This window comes from Pseudomonas cyclaminis (genome assembly GCF_015163715.1).
GTDB lineage: Bacteria > Pseudomonadota > Gammaproteobacteria > Pseudomonadales > Pseudomonadaceae > Aquipseudomonas > Aquipseudomonas cyclaminis.
The window spans coordinates 32,239-50,698 of record NZ_JADDUM010000078.1 but is presented as its reverse complement, the minus strand read 5'-3'; the positions used below and the strand labels follow the sequence as shown (position 1 = coordinate 50,698).

Below are 18,460 nucleotides of genomic sequence, written 5' to 3'. Positions count from 1 at the left end.
ACTCCGCCATCGGGGGCAAGCCCCCTCCCACATTTTGATTCATGTTGATCTTAGATCGGGCAAGTCACACCAGTGCCGCCGATCCCGCAGTAACCCTGGGGATTCTTCGCCAGGTACTGTTGGTGATACGTCTCGGCGAAGTACACCGTTGGCGCCTCGTCGATCTCGGTGGTAATCACACCAAGGCCCGCTTTGGTCAGTTCAGCCTGATACGCCTCGGCGCTGGCCTTTGCCGCAGCCAATTGCTCCGGCGTGGTCGCATAGATCACTGAGCGATACTGGCTGCCGATATCGTTGCCCTGGCGCATGCCCTGGGTCGGGTTGTGCAATTCCCAGAACATTTTCAGCAGGTCTTCGTATTTCACTTTGGCCTGGTCATACACCACCAGCACCACTTCGCTGTGGCCGGTCAGGCCGGAGCAGACTTCTTCGTAAGTCGGGTTTGGCGTGAAGCCGCCCGCGTAGCCGACTACGGTGCTGACCACGCCATCGCGCTGCCAGAACTTGCGCTCCGCACCCCAGAAGCATCCCAGGCCGAAGATCGCGAAGCCGACGTCGTCCATGAAGGGGCCCAGCAGGGGGTTGCCGTTGACGAAATGCGTCTCCGGCAGGTTCATCGGGGTTTCACGACCAGGCAACGCTTGTTCTTGAGTAGGCAGCACGTTTTTGTTCACCAGGATTTCCGAGCGCAAGACCATGATCAGTCCTCTCAGTCAGATTGAGTAAGGTAAGAATTCAGACAGCCAGTGTGCCCGAGTGTTACCGCGCTGTCAGGCGATTGGCCCGCGCGGGTAGCGTTTGAGCATCTCAAGCAGCTCTGCGCCGGGGATGGGCCGGTCGAACAGGTAGCCCTGGCCCACGTCGCAGCGATGCCGGCGCAGGAACGCCAGTTGCTCGGCGGTCTCGATGCCTTCGGCCACGACCTTGAGCTTGAGGTTGTGGGCCATGGCAATCACGGCGGAGGTGATTTCCATGTCGTCCTGGTTGTCCGGGATTTCGTGGATAAAGCTGCGATCGATCTTGATGATGTCGATGGGGAATTTTTTCAGGTAACTCAGCGATGAGTAACCGGTGCCGAAGTCGTCCATGGCCAGGGTCAGGCCGAAACTCTTCAACTGGTCCAGTTGCAGGCGCGTGTCTTCGGTGGCTTCCAGCAGCAGGCCTTCGGTCAGCTCCAGCTCCAGCAGGTTGGCTGGCAGCTTTTCTTCCTTGAGGATGGTGGCAATCGAGGCCACGAGGTCCGGGTCGGAGAACTGCTTGGGCGACAGGTTGATCGCCACCTGCAGGTTGCCCATGCCGGCGGCGCTCAGTTGCTTGCTCATGCGGCAGGCCTGGCGGGCGATCCATTTGCCGATGGGGATGATCAGCCCGGTCTCTTCCGCGACGCTGATGAACTGATCGGGGCGGATCATGCCCTTTTCCGGGTGGTTCCAGCGCAGCAGCGCTTCCATGCCCAGCAACCGGCCGCTGCGCAGGCACAGCTTGGGTTGGTAGAACACATCCAGTTCGTTCTGGGTCAGGGCGCGGCGCAGGTTGTTTTCCACGAACAGCTTGTAGCTGGCTTCGGCGTTCAGCGCTTCGGTAAACACCTGGACCTGGTGTTTGCCGTTGGCCTTGGCCTTGTGCAGGGCCAGGCCGGCGTTGCGCATCAGGGTCTGTGGATCGCGGCCGTGCAGCGGCGCGCAGGCCAGGCCCACGGAGCCGGTGACGCTGATGAGCTGGTTGTCGACGAACATCGGTTTGTCGAGCGTCGCCAACAGTTGGCTGGCAACCTGCTGGCCGCTCTCCAGGTCGGTGTCGTCGAGCAGCACCGCGAACTCGTTACTGGCAAAGCGCGCCAGGCTGCCGCCGGCGCTCAGGCTGTTGCGCAGGCGTCGGGCCAGGCTGATCAGCAGCTTGTCGCCGGTCTGGTGGCCGAGGCTGTCGTTGATGCGCTTGAAGTTGTCGATGTCCACCAGCAGCAGGCTGATCGGGCTGTCGCTGTCGCGGGCAAAGCGTTCATCGAGGTTGCGGATAAACGCCGGGCGGTTGCCCAGGTTGGTCAGGTTGTCGGTGTACGCCAGGCGCTCGATGCGCTGCTGGGCCAGCTTGGTCTGGGTGATGTCTTCGTAGATGCCGATGTAGTGCGTCAGCTCACGGTTGTCGCCATACACCTTGGAAATCGACAGCTGGCCCCAGTAGGGTTCGAGGTTCTTGCGCCGGCTCTTGAATTCGCCCTGCCAGCTGTTGCTCTTGGCCAGGCTCGACGGCGCGTCGAACAGCAATTCGCTGAGGTTTTCCAGCGCGGGCAGTTGCGCCAGGCGGTGGCCGTGGACTTCTTCGGCGCTGTACTGGGTGATCGCGGTAAAGCTCGGGTTGACGTACTCCACCACGCCGTCGCAGTTGACCAGCAGAAAGGCGTTGGCACTTTGCTCCACTGCCCGCTGGAACAGGTGCAGGGCGCTGGTGGCGGTGCGGCGGTTGTGGTTGTTGATCACTTGCGCAAACTGGTCCGCGAGCTCGCCGGCGAAGGCGATTTCGTCAGCCTGCCAGTCACGCGGGCTGCCGCACTGCTCCAGGCACAATACGCCGACCACCTGGCCGTCGACGCGGATGCTCGCATCGAGCATGGCGTGGATGTCTCTGTTGCGCAGGTTCTCGGCCATCTCGCGGGTGCGCGGGTCGCGCATGGCGTTGGTGGCATCGATGGCGCGGCTGCTGTGCAAGGCTTCCAGATAATCCGGGAAGCGGCTGGCATCGATGGGCTCGGGCAGATGGTGCTGTTGGTCGTCGCGGTGGTAAGCCGAGATGGGCGCCAGGCGCTGGCCTTCGAGGTTCCAGATGCTGGCACAGTCGATCTGGTAGATATCGCAGGCGCTGCGCGTGATCAGCTCGGCGGCTTCCTGCAACGAATTGTTGACGGTGTAGCGCTGGCGGGCCAGCAGCAGGATCAGCTCCTGTTGGGCGCGCACGCGTTCCAGATGCTGCAGTTGTTCCTGCTGGGCGCGTTGGTTGAGTTCCAGGGCGATTTGCAGGCGGCTGTTCTGGCTTTCCAGGTCCGCCGTGGGCGCAGCTGAAAAGGGTTCGCTGAACAGGCCGTCGACCACCATCAGGTAGCCGCGCAGCAGATGCCGATTGTGTTGTTTGTAGGCTTCGCCCATTTCCAGCAGGCTCAGGGGGCCGCCACTGGTGTGCAGGGTGTAGCGCACCAGATAGTGAGGGCTCAGGGTCAGTTGTTGCTGGATGGTGTCGTGCAGTTGATAGCGCGCCTGGGGCTCCATCAGGCTGGCATAGGGCGTGCCGAGCAGGGCACACAGTTCGACGGCCGGCAGGCCGAATTGGCGCTCGCAATTGGGGTCGAGGTACAGGAGGGCCCAGCTAGCCTCATTAAGCCGCTCGAAACGCAGCATACCGAGGCGCGAAGGCACCGGTAACTGCGTCACTACCTCGGCCGCCATACGGGCGACATCGGGTTGGCTTTTCATGGGGGGAACTCACTTCAAATAACGCGCACGGCGCCGGGCTCACGCCCTCTTTTCTGTTGCCTATGGCAAGGTTGCATCATGCAGCACAGACTGACAAGAGAGGATGAAGGCTAAGTGCTATAAGCGGGTTATCGGCCGAGCGGCGGATTTCTGTAGGCGCGGTGACAGAAGGTGTACAACCCTGTTCTGTCTGTATAAAAAAGCAAAAAAAAGCCCCGCCAAATTGACGGGGTTGAGGTACGAGCGTGGCGCTCGGAAATCGGTGCAACCAGACCCCCCCGGTAAAGGGGAGGCCTGTAGAGACTTACAGCAAGATAGTGCGAATGTCGTTCAGCAGCTGGCTCAGACGCTGGGTAAAGCGTGCAGCGGCCGCGCCGTTGATCACACGGTGATCGTAGGACAGCGACAGTGGCAGCATCAGCTTCGGCTGGAACGCTTTACCGTCCCAGACTGGCTGGATGGTAGCCTTGGATACACCCAGGATCGCCACTTCCGGCGCGTTGACGATTGGCGTGAAGCCAGTGCCGCCAATGTGCCCGAGGCTGGAGATGGTGAAGCAGGCGCCTTGCATGTCGTCTGCGGTGAGCTTCTTGTCGCGGGCCTTGGCAGCCAGCGCAGCCGCTTCGGCAGCGAGTTGCAGCAGGCTCTTCTGGTCGACGTTCTTGATGACCGGTACCAGCAGGCCGTCAGGAGTGTCTACCGCGAAGCCGACGTTCACGTATTTCTTGCGAATGATCGCTTTGCCGCTTGGCGCCAGCGAGCTGTTGAAGTCCGGCAGTTCCTTGAGCAGGTGTGCACAGGCCTTGAGCAGCAGTGGCAGCACGGTCAGTTTCACGCCAGCCTTCTCGGCCACGGCTTTCTGCGCAACGCGGAAAGCTTCCAGGTCGGTGATGTCGGCCTGGTCGAACTGGGTCACGTGCGGGATATTCAGCCAGCTGCGGTGCAGGCTCGACGCGCCGATTTGCATCAGGCGGGTCATCGGCACTTCTTCGGTCTCGCCGAAGCGGCTGAAGTCCACGACCGGAATCGGTGGAATGCCTGCGCCGCCGGTAGCAGCGCCGGCAGCCGGAGCTTCCTTGGCTTTCTGCATCATGGCCTTGACGTAAACCTGCACGTCTTCCTTCAGCACGCGGCCGTGTGGGCCAGTGGCCGATACGGCGTTCAGCTCGACGCCGAATTCGCGGGCCAGTTGGCGTACCGCCGGGCCAGCGTGAACCTTGGCGCCGCTTGGCGCAGGTGCGGCAACAGCAGGGGCCGGTGCGGCCTCGGCTTTTGCAGCAGGTGCAGGGGCGGCGGCCGGTGCAGCTTCAGCCTTTGCAGCAGCCGGAGCGGCGGCAGGTGCTGGAGCGGCAGCCGGTGCGGCGCCTTGTACTTTCAGCTTGAGGATGAAGTCACCGGTGCCGACTTCGTCTTCCAGCTTGACTGCGATGCTCTCCACCACGCCGGCAGCCGGCGAAGGGATTTCCATGGAGGCCTTGTCGGACTCCAGGGTGATCAGCGACTGGTCGGCTTCGACGGTGTCGCCGACCTTGACCAGCAACTCGATGATCTTGGCCTTGCCCGACGAGCCGATGTCCGGGACGTGAATGTCCTGAACAGAGGCGGCGGCTGGTGCAGCAGCCGGGGCCGCTGGGGCCTCGGCAGCAGCGGCAGGCTTTTCAGCGGCAGGCGCCGGTGCAGCAGCGGCTGCAGGGGCAGCCGCAGGGGCCGCATCAGCGGCACCTTCGATTTCCAGTTCCAGCAGTTCGTCGCCTTCTTTCAGGCGGTCGCCCAGCTTCACTTTCAGGCTCTTGACCACGCCGGCCTTGGGAGCAGGGATTTCCATGCTCGCCTTGTCCGATTCCAGGGTCAGGATGCTCTGGTCGGCTTCGACTTTGTCGCCGACCTTCACAAACAGCTCGATTACTTCACCTTCACCGCTGCCGATGTCAGGTACGCGAATGAGTTCGCTCACAAAAAATCTCCTCAGCAGTCCAGTGGGTTGCGTTTTTCCGGGTTGATCCCGAACTTGACGATAGCGTCAGCCACTACCTTAGGTTCGATCTCACCACGGTCAGCCAAGGCTTCCAGGGCTGCCAACACCACGAAGTGACGGTCGACTTCGAAGAAGTGACGCAGCTTCTTGCGGCTGTCACTACGGCCGAAACCGTCGGTGCCCAGGACTTTGAATTCCTTGGACGGGACCCACTGGCGAATTTGTTCAGCAAACAGTTTCATGTAGTCGGTAGAGGCAATGACTGGACCTTTACGGCCGGCCAGGCACTCTTCGACGTAGCTCTTGGCTGGCTTCTGGCCAGGGTGCAGGCGGTTGCTGCGCTCTACGGCCAGGCCGTCGCGACGCAGTTCGTTGAAGCTGGTAACGCTCCATACGTCGGCGCCGACGTTGAATTCGTCACGCAGGATCTTCGCCGCTTCACGCACTTCGCGCAGGATGGTGCCGGAGCCCATCAGCTGTACGTGGTGCGCTGCTTCCTTGGTGTCTTCTTCGAGCAGGTACATGCCCTTGATGATGCCTTCCTCGACACCGGCCGGCATGGCTGGCTGCTGGTAGGACTCGTTCATCACGGTGATGTAGTAGAAAACGTCCTGCTGCTCTTCGGTCATCTTCTTCATGCCGTCCTGGATGATCACCGCCAGCTCATAGCCGTAGGTTGGATCAAAGGTGCGGCAGTTCGGGATGGTGGCAGCCAGGATGTGGCTGTGACCGTCTTCGTGTTGCAGGCCTTCGCCGTTCAGCGTGGTGCGGCCGGCGGTGCCGCCGATCAGGAAGCCACGGGTACGGCTGTCGCCTGCTGCCCAAGCCAGGTCGCCAATGCGCTGGAAGCCGAACATCGAGTAGAAGATGTAGAACGGCAGCATCGGCTGGTTGTGGCTGGAGTACGAAGTACCGGCAGCGATGAAGGAGCTCATGGCGCCCGCTTCGTTGATGCCTTCTTCGAGGATCTGGCCCTTCTTGTCTTCCTTGTAGAACATCACCTGGTCTTTATCGACTGGCTCGTAGAGCTGGCCGACGGAGGAGTAGATGCCCAACTGACGGAACATGCCTTCCATACCGAAGGTACGGGCTTCGTCCGGGATGATCGGGACGATGCGCGGGCCGATGTCCTTGTCCTTGACCAGTTGCGCGAGGATCCGCACGAAGGCCATGGTGGTGGAGATTTCACGGTCGCCCGAGCCGTCCAGGATGGCCTTGAGGGTGCTCAGGTCCGGCGTCGGTACGGCGAAGCTGTTGGCGCGGCGCTGGGGTACGAAACCGCCCAGTGCAGTACGGCGCTCGCTCAGGTAGCGGGCTTCGGCGCTGTTTGGCTCTGGCTTGAAGAACGGCAGGTCTTCCAGCTCTTCGTCCTTGACCGGGATGTCGAAGCGGTCGCGGAACAGCTTCAGGCTTTCAACATCAACCTTCTTGGTGTTGTGCGCAGTGTTCTTCGCTTCGCCAGCACCCGTGCCATAACCCTTGATGGTCTTGGCCAGGATGACGGTCGGTTGTTCTTTGTGGTTCACCGCTTCGTGGTATGCCGCGTAGACCTTGTACGGGTCGTGGCCGCCACGGTTGAGTTTCCAGATCTCGTCGTCGGACAGGTCGGCAACCATCGCCTTGAGTTCAGGCGTGTTGAAGAAATGTTCACGTACGAACGCGCCGTCTTTGGCTTTGTAGTTCTGGTACTCGCCGTCGATGACTTCGTCCATGCGACGTTGCAGGATGCCGTCCACGTCCTTGGCCAGCAGTGGGTCCCAGAAACGGCCCCAGATGACTTTGGTCACGTTCCACTGAGCACCGCGGAACACGCCTTCGAGTTCCTGGATGATCTTGCCGTTGCCGCGAACCGGGCCGTCGAGGCGCTGCAGGTTGCAGTTGATGACGAAGATCAGGTTGTCCAGCTTCTCGCGGCCGGCCAGGGAGATGGCGCCCAGGGATTCCGGCTCGTCGCACTCGCCGTCGCCCAGGAAGCACCAGACTTTCTGCTTGCCTTCCGGAATGAAGCCACGGGCTTCCAGGTACTTCATGAAGCGAGCCTGGTAGATCGCCTGGATTGGACCCAGACCCATGGAAACGGTCGGGAACTGCCAGAAATCAGGCATCAGCCAAGGGTGTGGGTAGGACGACAAGCCGCCACCGTCCACTTCCTGGCGGAAGTTGTTCATCTGGTCTTCGGTGATGCGACCTTCCATGAACGCACGGGCGTAGACGCCTGGCGAGGTGTGGCCCTGGAAGTAGATCAGGTCGCCGCCGTGTTCGTCGGTCGGGGCCTGGAAGAAGTAGTTGAAGCCGATGTCATACAGGGTTGCGCTGGATGCGAAGCTGGAGATGTGACCGCCCAGGTCCGAATCTTTCAAGTTCGTGCGCATTACCATCGCCATGGCGTTCCAACGTACCAGCGAGCGAATGCGGCGTTCCATGAACAGGTCGCCAGGCATGCGTGCTTCGTGGGTAACGGGGATGGTGTTGCGGTATGGCGTGGTGATGGCGTAAGGCAACTGCGAGCCGCTGCGGGTCGCGAGTTCGCCCATACGGGTCATCAGGTAGTGAGCACGGTCTTCGCCTTCTTTGTCGAGAACCGATTCCAGGGCGTCCAGCCATTCCTGGGTTTCGACGGGATCGAGGTCTTGCATGGCTTGCTCCAGGGCGGAAAGGCTACCAGAATCGGTTGCCTGAAGTTTGCGACTGGCCTTGTGGGCAGACGACATAAATTCTTGGATGGCCGAAGGTTGCTTCGGCGTCCTGTAGTTTTACTACAAATCGTCGGCCATTTCAGCCTTTCGAATGTATATACGAGTAGTAAAACTACACAAGACTGAGCGTATGGCTCGGTCTGGCTGGTGAGCATAATCGTTATTGTTGATCTTTTGCGAACAAGAAAAGGTATGAGCTTAATGTTACCTGCCAATAATTATCAATTTTCAGCTATTTATAACCTTTGTTCGACAGTCCTTCATCGAGCGCGGTGCTTGCGTTCACAACTACAAGCCATTTGCGCGCCGATCAAGGATAGACCATGAGCCTTCCAACGCTGGCCGAATTGCCGGCCATTCTCCTTTCAATTGCCCAGCGGGCCGAGCAGTCATTTCGTGACGCAGTGGCCGCGCTGGACGACGATCATGGCCTTTCTGCGTGGACGCCGCAACGCTGGGCCGACTTCACCCGCGTGTGCGCCGCCAGTGATTTCGTGATTGAACAGAGTGTTCGTGACCCTTTGATGTTGCTGGAGCTGGTGGCCTGGGGCGAGCTGGACCGCGGCTTTGCGCCGGGCGAGCTGTGCGGGCAGATTGCAGGCGCTGTGCAACAGGCTGAAACAGAAGACGAACTGGGCCGCGTCTTGCGTCGCCAGCGCACGCGCCAGCAAGTACGGATTATCTGGCGCGACCTGACCCGCCAGGCCGATCTGGTGCAAACCTGCCGTGATCTTTCCGACATGGCCGACGCCAGCATCGACCAGGCCTATCAATGGTTGTACCAGCGCCACTGCGTGCAGTTCGGTACCCCCACCGGCCGGCGCAGCGGCGAGCCGCAGCACATGGTCATCCTGGGCATGGGCAAGCTCGGCGCGGTGGAGTTGAACCTCTCGTCGGATATCGACCTGATCTTCGCTTACCCCGAAGGCGGCGAGACGGTGGGCGTGAAGCGTTCACTGGATAACCAGGAATTCTTCATTCGTCTTGGTCAAAAACTGATCAAGGCCCTCGACCCAATGACCGTCGACGGTTTTGTGTTCCGCGTCGATATGCGCTTGCGTCCCTACGGTTCGGCCGGTGCACTGGTCCTCAGCTTCAACGCGCTGGAGCAGTACTACCAGGATCAGGGCCGCGACTGGGAACGCTACGCCATGATCAAGGCGCGTGTAGTGGCCGGCGACCAGGTGGCCGGTGCGCAGTTGCTCGATATGCTGCGACCGTTCGTGTACCGCCGCTACCTGGACTTCTCCGCCATCGAAGCGCTGCGCACCATGAAGCAGCTGATCCAGCAGGAAGTGCGGCGCAAAGGCATGGCCGACAACATCAAGTTGGGCTCTGGCGGCATCCGCGAGGTGGAATTTATCGCCCAGGCGTTCCAGTTGATTCACGGCGGTCGTGACTTGAGCCTGCAGCAACGCCCGCTGCTCAAAGTGCTCGGCACGCTCGAAGGCCAGGGTTACCTGCCGCCGGCGGTGATCGCCGAGTTGCGCAATGGCTATGAATTCCTGCGCTACACCGAACACGCGATCCAGGCGATTGCCGACCGCCAGACCCAGATGCTGCCCAACACCCCGGAAGACCAGGCACGCATTGCCTTTATGCTGGGCTTTGCCGACTGGGCCGCGTTCCATGAGCGCCTGATGTACTGGCGTGGCCGGGTGGACTGGCACTTCCGCCAGGTGATTGCCGACCCGGATGAAGAAGAGGGCGAAGAAAGCGAGTTGGTCGTAGGCGGTGAGTGGTTGCCGCTGTGGGAAGAATCCCAAGATGAAGACGCCGCCTGCCGTCAATTGACCGAAGGCGGTTTCACCGACGCGCCCAAGGCGCTCAAGGCCCTGGCCGGTCTACGCGGCAGCCCGCAGTTGCGTGCGATGCAGCGCCTCGGCCGTGAGCGCCTGGATGCGTTCATCCCACGCCTGCTGGCCCAGGCCGTCGAACATGCCAATCCGGACTTGGTGCTGGAGCGCGTGCTGCCACTGGTGGAGGCCGTCGCCCGCCGCTCCGCCTACCTGGTACTGCTCACGGAAAACCCCGATGCCTTGCGCCGCCTGCTGACCCTGTGCGCCGCCAGCCCGTGGATTGCCGAGCAGATCACGCGTTTCCCGCTGCTGCTGGACGAGTTGCTCAACGAAGGTCGCCTGTTCAAGCCACCCCTGGCGCCGGAACTCGCCGCTGAACTGCGCGAGCGCCTCACGCGTATTCCCGAGGACGACCTTGAGCAGCAGATGGAAGCCCTGCGCCACTTCAAGCTTGCCCACCGCCTGCGCGTGGCCGCTTCGGAAATCGCCGGCAGCCTGCCGTTGATGAAAGTCAGTGACTACCTGACCTGGCTCGCCGAGGCCATCCTCGAACAAGTGCTGGCCCTGGCCTGGCGCCAGACCGTGGCGCGCCACGGCTCGCCGCAGCGGCTGGACGGCACCCTGTGCGATCCTGGGTTCATCATTGTCGGATATGGGAAAGTCGGCGGCATCGAACTGGGGCATGGTTCGGACCTGGACCTGGTGTTTATCCACGATGGCGACCCGCAGGCCGAGACCGATGGCGCCAAGCCGATTGACGGCGCGCAGTTCTTCACGCGCCTGGGCCAGCGCATCATTCACCTGCTGACCACCCAGACCAACTCCGGCCAGTTGTACGAAGTGGACATGCGCCTGCGGCCTTCCGGTGCGTCGGGCTTGCTGGTGAGTTCCCTCGGCGCATTTGACCGCTATCAACAAAATGAAGCATGGACCTGGGAACATCAGGCCCTGATCCGCGCGCGGGTACTGGTGGGCAGCCAGGATGTGGGCCGTGCGTTCGAGCAGGTACGGGCTAAAGTGTTGGGACGTGAACGAGACCTGGCGAAGCTGCGCCAGGAGGTCAGCGAGATGCGCGCCAAAATGCGTGACAACCTGGGCACCAAGGCCACTACGGCCGGTACCGGCGCCAATGCCTTCGACGCCACGACGGTGTTCGACCTCAAGCAGGACGCCGGAGGTATCGTCGATATTGAATTTATGGTGCAATACGCGGCTTTGGCGTGGTCTGCCCAGCACCCGTCGTTGCTGCGCTACACCGACAATATCCGCATTCTGGAAGGCCTGGAGCAGGTGGGGTTGATGCCCGCCGCCGATGCCCATCTGCTGCGCGAGGTGTATAAGGCCTACCGTTCCGCCGCGCATCGCCAGGCCTTGCAAAACGAGGCCGGTACGGTCACTGGCGAACAGTTTGCCGACGAACGGCGACAGGTGATGCGTATCTGGCAGGCGCTGGGGTTGAGCTGAAACACTATTAGGGCGGGGAGGCATAAGCCTCCCCGCATCGTTTGTGGAAACTACATGAATATTCTGATCGTTGGGCCCAGTTGGGTCGGTGACATGGTGATGGCACAGACACTGTTCCAGTGCCTGCGCCAGCGCCATCCAGACTGCCAGATCGACGTGCTCGCCCCTGAGTGGAGCCGGCCGATCCTTGAGCGCATGCCCGAAGTACGCAAGGCCTTGAGCTTCCCGCTCGGCCACGGCGCCCTGGAACTGGCGACCCGTCGTCGCATCGGCAAATCCCTGGCCGGCCAGTACGACCAGGCGATCCTGTTGCCCAACTCGCTGAAGTCGGCGCTGGTGCCGTTTTTTGCCGGCATCCCCAAGCGCACCGGCTGGCGCGGCGAGTTTCGCTACGTGCTGCTTAATGATGTGCGCACATTGGATAAAGCGCGCTACCCGCTGATGATCGAACGCTTCATGGCGTTGGCGTATGAGCCTGGCGCGGAGTTGCCCAAGCCGTACCCGCGCCCGAGCCTGCAGATCGACCCGGTAACCCGTGACGCGGCCCTGGCCAAGTTCGGCCTGGCCCTGGATCGTCCGGTGTTGGCGCTGTGTCCAGGCGCGGAGTTTGGCGAGTCCAAGCGCTGGCCGGCGGAGCACTACGCCAAAGTCGCCGAGATGAAGATTCGCGAAGGCTGGCAGGTGTGGTTGTTCGGTTCGAAAAAAGATCACCCGGTGGGTGAAGAGATTCGCCAGCGCCTGATTCCCGGCCTGCGCGAAGAATCGGTCAACCTCAGTGGCGACACGTCGCTGGCCGAGGCGATTGACCTGCTGTCCTGCGCGGATTCGGTGGTTTCCAACGACTCCGGCCTGATGCACGTGGCGGCGGCGCTGAACCGGCCGTTGGTGGCGGTGTACGGTTCGACGTCTCCGGGTTTCACCCCGCCCCTGGCCGACAAGGTCGAAGTGGTGCGCCTGGGCCTGGAGTGCAGCCCGTGTTTTGACCGTACCTGCCGTTTCGGCCACTACAACTGCATGCGCCAATTACTGCCGCAGCCGGTGAACGAAGCTTTGCAGCGGTTGCAGGGCACTGTGGTCGAGGTTCACTGAGTTGCGGGTACTGGTAATCAAGACCTCATCCCTGGGCGACGTGATTCATGCGCTGCCGGCACTCACCGACGCGGCGCGGGCGATCCCCGGCATTCAATTCGACTGGGTGGTGGAAGAAGGCTTTGCCGAGATCCCCACCTGGCACCCGGCGGTGGACAAGGTGATCCCGGTGGCGATCCGCCGCTGGCGCAAGAACCTCTGGCAGACCCTCAAGAGTGGTGAGTGGCGGCGTTTCAAGCAGCAGATCCAGTCGACCAAATACGACCTGGTGATCGACGCCCAAGGCCTGCTCAAAAGTGCCTGGCTGACCCGCTATGTGCGTGCGCCGGTAGCAGGCTTCGACAAGAACTCTGCCCGTGAACCCATCGCGGCGCGCTTCTACTCGCGCCGTCTGGCTGTGGCCCGCGGGCAACACGCGGTGGAGCGTCTGCGCCAGCTGTTCGCCGTGGCGCTGGGCTATGACTTGCCCAAAGGCCTGGGCGACTACGGCCTGAGCACCGAAAAGCTGCTCGGCCTGCCGCCGAAAAAACCCTTCGTGCTGTTGCTGCACGGCACCACCTGGGACACCAAGCACTGGCCCGAAGCCTATTGGCGCGAGCTGGCCGAGCGCATGGGCCGCCTGGGTGTGGACGTGAAGTTGCCGTGGGGCAACGCCGCCGAAAAAGCCCGCGCCGAGCGTCTGGCCCAAGGCCTGAACAACGCCGAAGTGCTGCCCAAACTCAATCTGGCTGGCGTCGCCCGTGTCTTGGCCGGCGCCCGTGCCTGCGTGGCGGTGGACACGGGGCTCGGCCACCTGGCTGCCGCGCTGGACGTGCCGACCATTTCCCTGTTCGGCCCCACCAACCCCGGCCTGACCGGCGCCTACGGCAAGGGCCAGATTCACCTGGGCAGCGACTGGTCGTGCGCCCCGTGCCTGCAAAAGCAATGTACCTATCAACCCACGGCCGACGACCTGCGTCGGTTCGACATCAAGCGCGAGTCGCCCCTGTGCTTCACGCGCCTGAACCCTGAGCGTGTGGCAAGCCGGCTGAGCACGTTGTTATTGGCTGAGGAGCTGCACTGATGCAACTGGCTTTTGTTCTGTACAAATACTTCCCCTTCGGTGGCCTGCAGCGCGACTTCATGCGCATCGCCCTGGAGTGCCAGCAGCGCGGCCATCAGATTCGGGTCTACACGCTGATCTGGGAAGGCGACATCCCGCCCGGCTTCGAAGTGCTGGTGGCGCCGGTCAAGGCGTTCTTCAACCATAAGCGCAACGAGAAGCTCAGTGCGTGGATGGAGGCCGATCTGGCCAAGCGCCCCGTGGACCGCCTGATCGGTTTCAACAAGATGCCCGGCCTGGACGTTTACTACGCCGCCGACGGCTGCTTCGAAGACAAGGCGCAAAACCTGCGTCATTCGCTGTACCGCAGCTTTGGCCGTTACAAGCACTTCGCCGAGTACGAGCGTGCGGTGTTTGCCAAGGACGCCAAGACGCAAGTCCTGATGATCTCCGAAGTGCAGCAGCCGCTGTTCATCAAGCATTACGACACCCCGCTGGAGCGCTTCCACCTGTTGCCGCCGGGGATTGCCCAGGACCGTCGCGCGCCGCCGAATGCGGCCGAAATCCGCGAAGGTTTCCGCAAGGAATTCAACCTCGGCGATGACGACCTGTTGCTGGTGCAGATCGGCTCCGGCTTCAAGACCAAAGGCGTCGACCGCAGCCTCAAGGCCTTGGCCGCGTTGCCGTCTGAGCTGAAGAAGCGCACGCGCCTGTTTGTAATCGGCCAGGACGACCCCAAAGTCTTCCAACTGCAAAGCGCTACCTTGGGGCTGGGCGACAATGTGCAGTTCCTCAAGGGCCGCAGCGATATTCCGCGCTTCCTGCTGGGCGCCGACCTGCTGATCCATCCGGCGTACAACGAAAACACCGGCACCGTGTTGCTCGAAGCCGTGGTGGCCGGGTTGCCGGTGCTGGTTTCTGCCGTGTGTGGCTATGCCCACTACATCGGCGAAGCCGACAGTGGCCTGGTGCTGGATGAGCCGTTCGAACAGGCGCAGTTGAACCAGTACCTGGCGCAGATGTTGACCGATTCTGCACAGCGCGCGGCCTGGGGCCGCAATGGGTTGGCCTTCGCCGAGACGGCCGACCTCTACAGCATGCCGCAGCACGCTGCGGATGTGATTCTGGCGGAGCCAAAACGATGAAGTTGATTCTTGCCGAACCGTTCAAGACGTTATGGGCCGGGCGTGATGCCTTCGCCGAAGTCGAGAAGCTCGAAGGCCAGGTATTCCGTGAACTGGCGGCGCGTCGCACGTTGCGCACGGTGGTAGATGGCCGGCCGTATTTCGTGAAAATCCACCGGGGCATCGGTTGGGCGGAAATCTTCAAGAACCTGATCACCGCCAAGCTGCCGGTACTGGGCGCGGGCCTGGAATGGGATGCCATCCACCGCTTGCAGGAGATCGGCGTACCGACCATGACCGGCGTGGCCTTCGGCGAAAAAGGCAGTAATCCGGCGGACCAGCACTCGTTCATCATCACCGAAGAACTGGCGCCGACCCTCAGCCTCGAAGACGTAACCCTCAACTGGGTCGCCGAACCGCCTGCACCGGCTTTGCGCCATGCGCTCACCGCCGAGCTGGCGCGCATGGTCGGCGACATGCACCGGGGCGGCGTGAACCATCGCGACTGTTACCTGTGCCACTTCCTGCTGGACACGTCCAAGCCGATCGACCCATGCGACATCAAGCTCTCGGTGATCGACCTGCACCGCGCCCAGATGCGTGCCCATCTGCCACTGCGCTGGCGCGACAAGGACCTGTCCGCACTGTACTACTCGGCGTTGGACATCGGCCTGACCCGGCGCGACAAGTTGCGCTTCCTCAAGGGCTATTTTCGCCAGCCGCTGCGCCAGATCCTGACCGAGCAATCGGCGTCCCTGAGCCTGATGCAGCGCAAGGCCGACAAGCTTTACGCACGCAAGCAACGCTACGGGGATGCGATCTGATGGCGGGTTGGAACCTGGAACCTGCTTATGCCGCCCTGGCGGATGATTTTGGAAGCCTCGAAGCGGTGTTCGCCCTGCAAGGCGAGCGGCTGACCCGCGACCCGTTGTCGGAAGTGATCCGGGTAGAGCGCGGTGGGGTCAATTACTACGTCAAGCGCTACACCGGTGCCGGCAAGGGCCTGCGGCGTTATCTGGGCAAACCTCGGGTCAAGTCCGAATGGCAGAACCTCAAGCGCTTCGCCAAGTGGGGGATTCCCACTGCCGATGTGGTCGCGTGGGGCCTGGAGCGCAATGGCCTGGCCTACGACCGTGGCGCGATGATCACGCGTGAGCTGCCCAATACCGAAGACCTTTCGGTGCTGGCCGAGCGTCAAGATGCGCGCCTGCGCGACCCCAAGTGGGTCGATGTCGTCAGCCGCCAGCTGGCCGAGTACACGCGCACGATGCACGACCAGCGCTTTACCCATAACGATTTGAAATGGCGCAACCTGCTGATCGACGACCAGCAGACCCTGTACCTGATCGACTGCCCCAACGGCGATTTCTGGCGTGGTTTCTGGCTCAAGTACCGCATCACCAAAGACCTGGCCTGCCTCGACAAGGTGGCCAAGTATCACCTGTCGGCCACCCAGCGCCTGCGTTTCTACATGCAGTACCGTGGGTGCCGGCACCTGAGCGATTCGGACAAGCGGCGGATCCGCCACGTAGTGAAGTTTTTCGAGGGACGCGAATGAGTGATTTCCTGGCGGCTGAAGACCGTGCCTTGCTGGAGCGCCACGGCCTCGCGACATTCGACGCGCTGTGGGCCAAGCAACTGGACGCGGTGGATGAGCCCAACACCAGCCGTGGCGGCTGGAGCAGCGTGTTTCGCCTGGAGCTTGATGGCCACGGGTATTACCTCAAGCGCCAGAGCAACTACCTCACGCGCAGCTTGCACCGACCGTTGGGCGAGCCGAGTTTCTCCCGCGAATTTCGCAATATCAGCCGTTACCGCACGCTGGGTATCCCGGCATTACAGGCGGCTTTTTACGGCGAGCGCAAAGTCGCCGGTGAACACCGTGCGATGCTGCTGACCCGTGCCCTCGACGGCTGGAATGACCTGGATTCATTGCTGGAGCAGTGGCCGCAACTGAGCGACGCCCAGCACCAAGCCATCCTGCTGGCGTGCGGCCAACTGGCGCGCCGGTTGCACAGCGTCGGCCAGGTGCATGGCTGTTTTTACCCCAAGCATATTTTCCTGCAGGCGACCGGCGACGGTTACGCCGCGCAGTTGATCGACCTGGAGAAAACCCGCCCGTTGCTGTTCGGCTGGCGTGATCGGGTCAAGGACCTGGAGCCGTTGCTGCGCCGCGCACCACAGTGGTCGGACGCGCAGGTGCGCCAGCTGTTGGCGGCGTACCTTGATCAGTCTGAAGACAGCGCCCTGGTCGCCACCTGGCTGCAACGCCTGACGGCCCGGCGTAGCCACAAGGAGAACCGCTGATGCGTCTGTCCGAGCTGAAAAGCGCCGGCCGCACACCGAGCCTGCCCCTGACCCTTGACCTCGCGGATGCGGCCGGCCCTGGCCAACTGCAACTGCTGAGCCTGTTGCGCGTGTTGCCTGGCGAACGTTACGTGGGCGCAGCAGTGTGGCGCGGGCGCCCGGTGCTGGCCAAGTTATTGGTGGGCGGCAAGGCCGCTCGGCACTTTCAGCGTGAACTGGCTGGCGTACGCCTGCTGGCCCAACAGGGCCTGACCACACCGCTGTTGCTCGCCGATGGCCTGCAGGAAGGCGAGGGCGGCTGGCTGTTGTTCGAATTTATCGAAGGCGCCGAAAGCCTGGCCGATGCCTGGCATGCCGTTGAAGGCCTGCCACCGTTGGCCGACGAACAAACCGCCGTGCTTGCCGAGGCACTGGGCGCGATTGCGCAGATGCACGCCAAAGGGTTGTGGCAGGAAGATCTGCACCTTGACAACCTGCTGCGCAAGGACGGCAAGTTGTACTTGATCGACGGCGCAGGTATCCGCGTCGAAGAGGCCGGCAAGCCGTTGTCACGTAACCGCGTGCTGGAAAACCTCGGGGTGTTTTTCGCCCAGTTGCCGAAAAAGCTTGAGCCGTTTACCGAAGAGTTGCTGGTGTACTACCTGCTGGGCAACGGCGAGCACGCATTGCCACTGCAAGCGCTGGAAAAACAGGTACGCAAGGTCAGCGCCTGGCGCTTGAAAGACTTTTTGAACAAGGTCGGCCGCGAATGCACGCTGTTCAGCGTGGAGCGAGGCGCCTTTGGCCTGCGCGCAATGCGTCGCGAAGAAGAGCCTGCGATGCGGCCGGTGCTGGAACAGGCCGATGCGCTGCTCGACCAGGGCCACCTGTACAAGACCGGGGGGGGCTGCAAGCGTGGCCAAGGTCGAAGTGGCCGGTCGCCCGCTGGTGATCAAGCGCTACAACATCAAGGGTTTTGCCCACTGGCTCAAACGCTTCTGGCGCCCGAGCCGCGCCTGGCATTCCTGGCGCGAAGGCAACCGCCTGGCATTCCTCGGCATCGCTACGCCAAAGCCACTGGCGGTGTTGGAAAAGCGCTTTTTATGGCTGCGCAGCCGTGCCTACCTGATCACCGAATACTTGCCCGGCCCGGACATCATCGAGCGCTTCGCGCCTTACATCGAGCAAGGTGACGCACCGGAAAACGAGCTGCTGGCGCTGGACCATTTGTTTGCCGAGCTGATCCGCGAACGCATCAGCCATGGCGATTTCAAGGGCCATAACCTGTTCTGGCACGAAGACCGCTGGGCCCTCATCGACCTCGATGCCATGCGCCAACACAGCTCGGCCACCAGCTTCGCCCCGGCATTCGCGAAGGATCGGGCGCGGTTTATGCGTAACTGGCCGCAGGAAAGCGCGCTGTACAAGCTCATTGATCAGCGACTGCCCAAAGAGATTCTGACTGGTGGCCCTCTGTAGCTGAGCGGGAGGGCACTATGCGCGCAGATGGACGCCTCCAAA

The 18,460-nt window shown here is 62.1% G+C and carries 11 protein-coding genes and 1 pseudogene; 8 read left to right on the top strand and 4 right to left on the bottom strand.

What is annotated here, in order from left to right:
* Positions 1–50: 50 nt before the first annotated feature.
* The 4 genes from msrA to aceE all read right to left on the bottom strand — a co-directional run bounded on the left by msrA (position 51) and on the right by aceE (position 8,075).
* Positions 51–698: a peptide-methionine (S)-S-oxide reductase MsrA gene (msrA, locus tag IQK56_RS11725; protein WP_099583735.1), complete on the bottom strand. Its 648-nt coding sequence runs from the start codon at positions 696–698 to the stop codon at positions 51–53.
* 72 nt (positions 699–770) lie between these two features.
* The gene (locus IQK56_RS11720) at positions 771–3,464 is read right to left on the bottom strand and encodes a putative bifunctional diguanylate cyclase/phosphodiesterase (protein WP_193901706.1); all 2,694 of its coding nucleotides are present in this window, start codon (positions 3,462–3,464) and stop codon (positions 771–773) included.
* Between the two features lie 304 nt (positions 3,465–3,768).
* Entirely contained in the window at positions 3,769–5,418 is a 1,650-nt protein-coding gene (aceF, locus tag IQK56_RS11715) for a dihydrolipoyllysine-residue acetyltransferase (protein ID WP_099583733.1), read from the bottom strand.
* Positions 5,419–5,429: 11 nt separating this feature from the next.
* A complete protein-coding gene (gene aceE / locus IQK56_RS11710; protein ID WP_099583732.1) occupies positions 5,430–8,075 on the bottom strand; it encodes a pyruvate dehydrogenase (acetyl-transferring), homodimeric type in 2,646 nt (881 codons plus the stop codon).
* Positions 8,076–8,458: 383 nt separating this feature from the next.
* Here aceE and glnE point away from each other — a divergent pair, with 383 nt between their 5' ends.
* The 8 genes and pseudogenes from glnE (at position 8,459) to IQK56_RS11670 (ending at position 18,418) form a co-directional block, all read left to right on the top strand.
* The gene (gene glnE / locus IQK56_RS11705; RefSeq protein WP_193901705.1) at positions 8,459–11,398 is read left to right on the top strand and encodes a bifunctional [glutamate--ammonia ligase]-adenylyl-L-tyrosine phosphorylase/[glutamate--ammonia-ligase] adenylyltransferase; all 2,940 of its coding nucleotides are present in this window, start codon (positions 8,459–8,461) and stop codon (positions 11,396–11,398) included.
* A 54-nt stretch (positions 11,399–11,452) separates the two neighbouring features.
* A complete protein-coding gene (waaF, locus tag IQK56_RS11700; protein WP_150760873.1) occupies positions 11,453–12,487 on the top strand; it encodes a lipopolysaccharide heptosyltransferase II in 1,035 nt (344 codons plus the stop codon).
* Between the two features lies 1 nt (position 12,488).
* A complete protein-coding gene (waaC, locus tag IQK56_RS11695) occupies positions 12,489–13,550 on the top strand; it encodes a lipopolysaccharide heptosyltransferase I (RefSeq protein WP_150674889.1) in 1,062 nt (353 codons plus the stop codon).
* Complete coding sequence (locus IQK56_RS11690) at positions 13,550–14,674, top strand: glycosyltransferase family 4 protein (RefSeq protein WP_193861800.1); 1,125 nt, start codon at positions 13,550–13,552, stop codon at positions 14,672–14,674. Before waaC ends, IQK56_RS11690 begins: the two co-directional genes overlap by 1 nt.
* Positions 14,671–15,477: a lipopolysaccharide core heptose(I) kinase RfaP gene (rfaP, locus tag IQK56_RS11685; protein WP_122306256.1), complete on the top strand. Its 807-nt coding sequence runs from the start codon at positions 14,671–14,673 to the stop codon at positions 15,475–15,477. The genes IQK56_RS11690 and rfaP overlap by 4 nt, the downstream gene beginning before the upstream one ends.
* Positions 15,477–16,211 carry a lipopolysaccharide kinase InaA family protein gene (locus IQK56_RS11680; RefSeq protein WP_099583726.1) on the top strand — a complete coding sequence of 245 codons (735 nt, stop codon included), beginning with the start codon at positions 15,477–15,479 and terminating at the stop codon, positions 16,209–16,211. The genes rfaP and IQK56_RS11680 overlap by 1 nt, the downstream gene beginning before the upstream one ends.
* Complete coding sequence (locus IQK56_RS11675) at positions 16,208–16,960, top strand: lipopolysaccharide kinase InaA family protein (RefSeq protein ID WP_150760875.1); 753 nt, start codon at positions 16,208–16,210, stop codon at positions 16,958–16,960. The genes IQK56_RS11680 and IQK56_RS11675 overlap by 4 nt, the downstream gene beginning before the upstream one ends.
* Positions 16,960–18,418 (top strand): annotated as a pseudogene (locus tag IQK56_RS11670) (lipopolysaccharide kinase InaA family protein). The gene IQK56_RS11675 and the pseudogene IQK56_RS11670 overlap by 1 nt, the downstream one beginning before the upstream one ends.
* Positions 18,419–18,460 lie beyond the last annotated feature (42 nt).

Bases quoted from the DNA above. Each gene is read 5' to 3' on its own strand.
- msrA (WP_099583735.1), bottom strand. From the start codon at position 698: ATGGTCTTGCGCTCGGAAATCCTGGTGAACAAAAACGTGCTGCCTACT.
- IQK56_RS11720 (WP_193901706.1), bottom strand. From the start codon at position 3,464: ATGAAAAGCCAACCCGATGTCGCCCGTATGGCGGCCGAGGTAGTGACG.
- aceE (WP_099583732.1), bottom strand. From the start codon at position 8,075: ATGCAAGACCTCGATCCCGTCGAAACCCAGGAATGGCTGGACGCCCTG.
- glnE (WP_193901705.1), top strand. From the start codon at position 8,459: ATGAGCCTTCCAACGCTGGCCGAATTGCCGGCCATTCTCCTTTCAATT.
- waaF (WP_150760873.1), top strand. From the start codon at position 11,453: ATGAATATTCTGATCGTTGGGCCCAGTTGGGTCGGTGACATGGTGATG.
- IQK56_RS11690 (WP_193861800.1), top strand. From the start codon at position 13,550: ATGCAACTGGCTTTTGTTCTGTACAAATACTTCCCCTTCGGTGGCCTG.
- rfaP (WP_122306256.1), top strand. From the start codon at position 14,671: ATGAAGTTGATTCTTGCCGAACCGTTCAAGACGTTATGGGCCGGGCGT.
- IQK56_RS11680 (WP_099583726.1), top strand. From the start codon at position 15,477: ATGGCGGGTTGGAACCTGGAACCTGCTTATGCCGCCCTGGCGGATGAT.
- IQK56_RS11675 (WP_150760875.1), top strand. From the start codon at position 16,208: ATGAGTGATTTCCTGGCGGCTGAAGACCGTGCCTTGCTGGAGCGCCAC.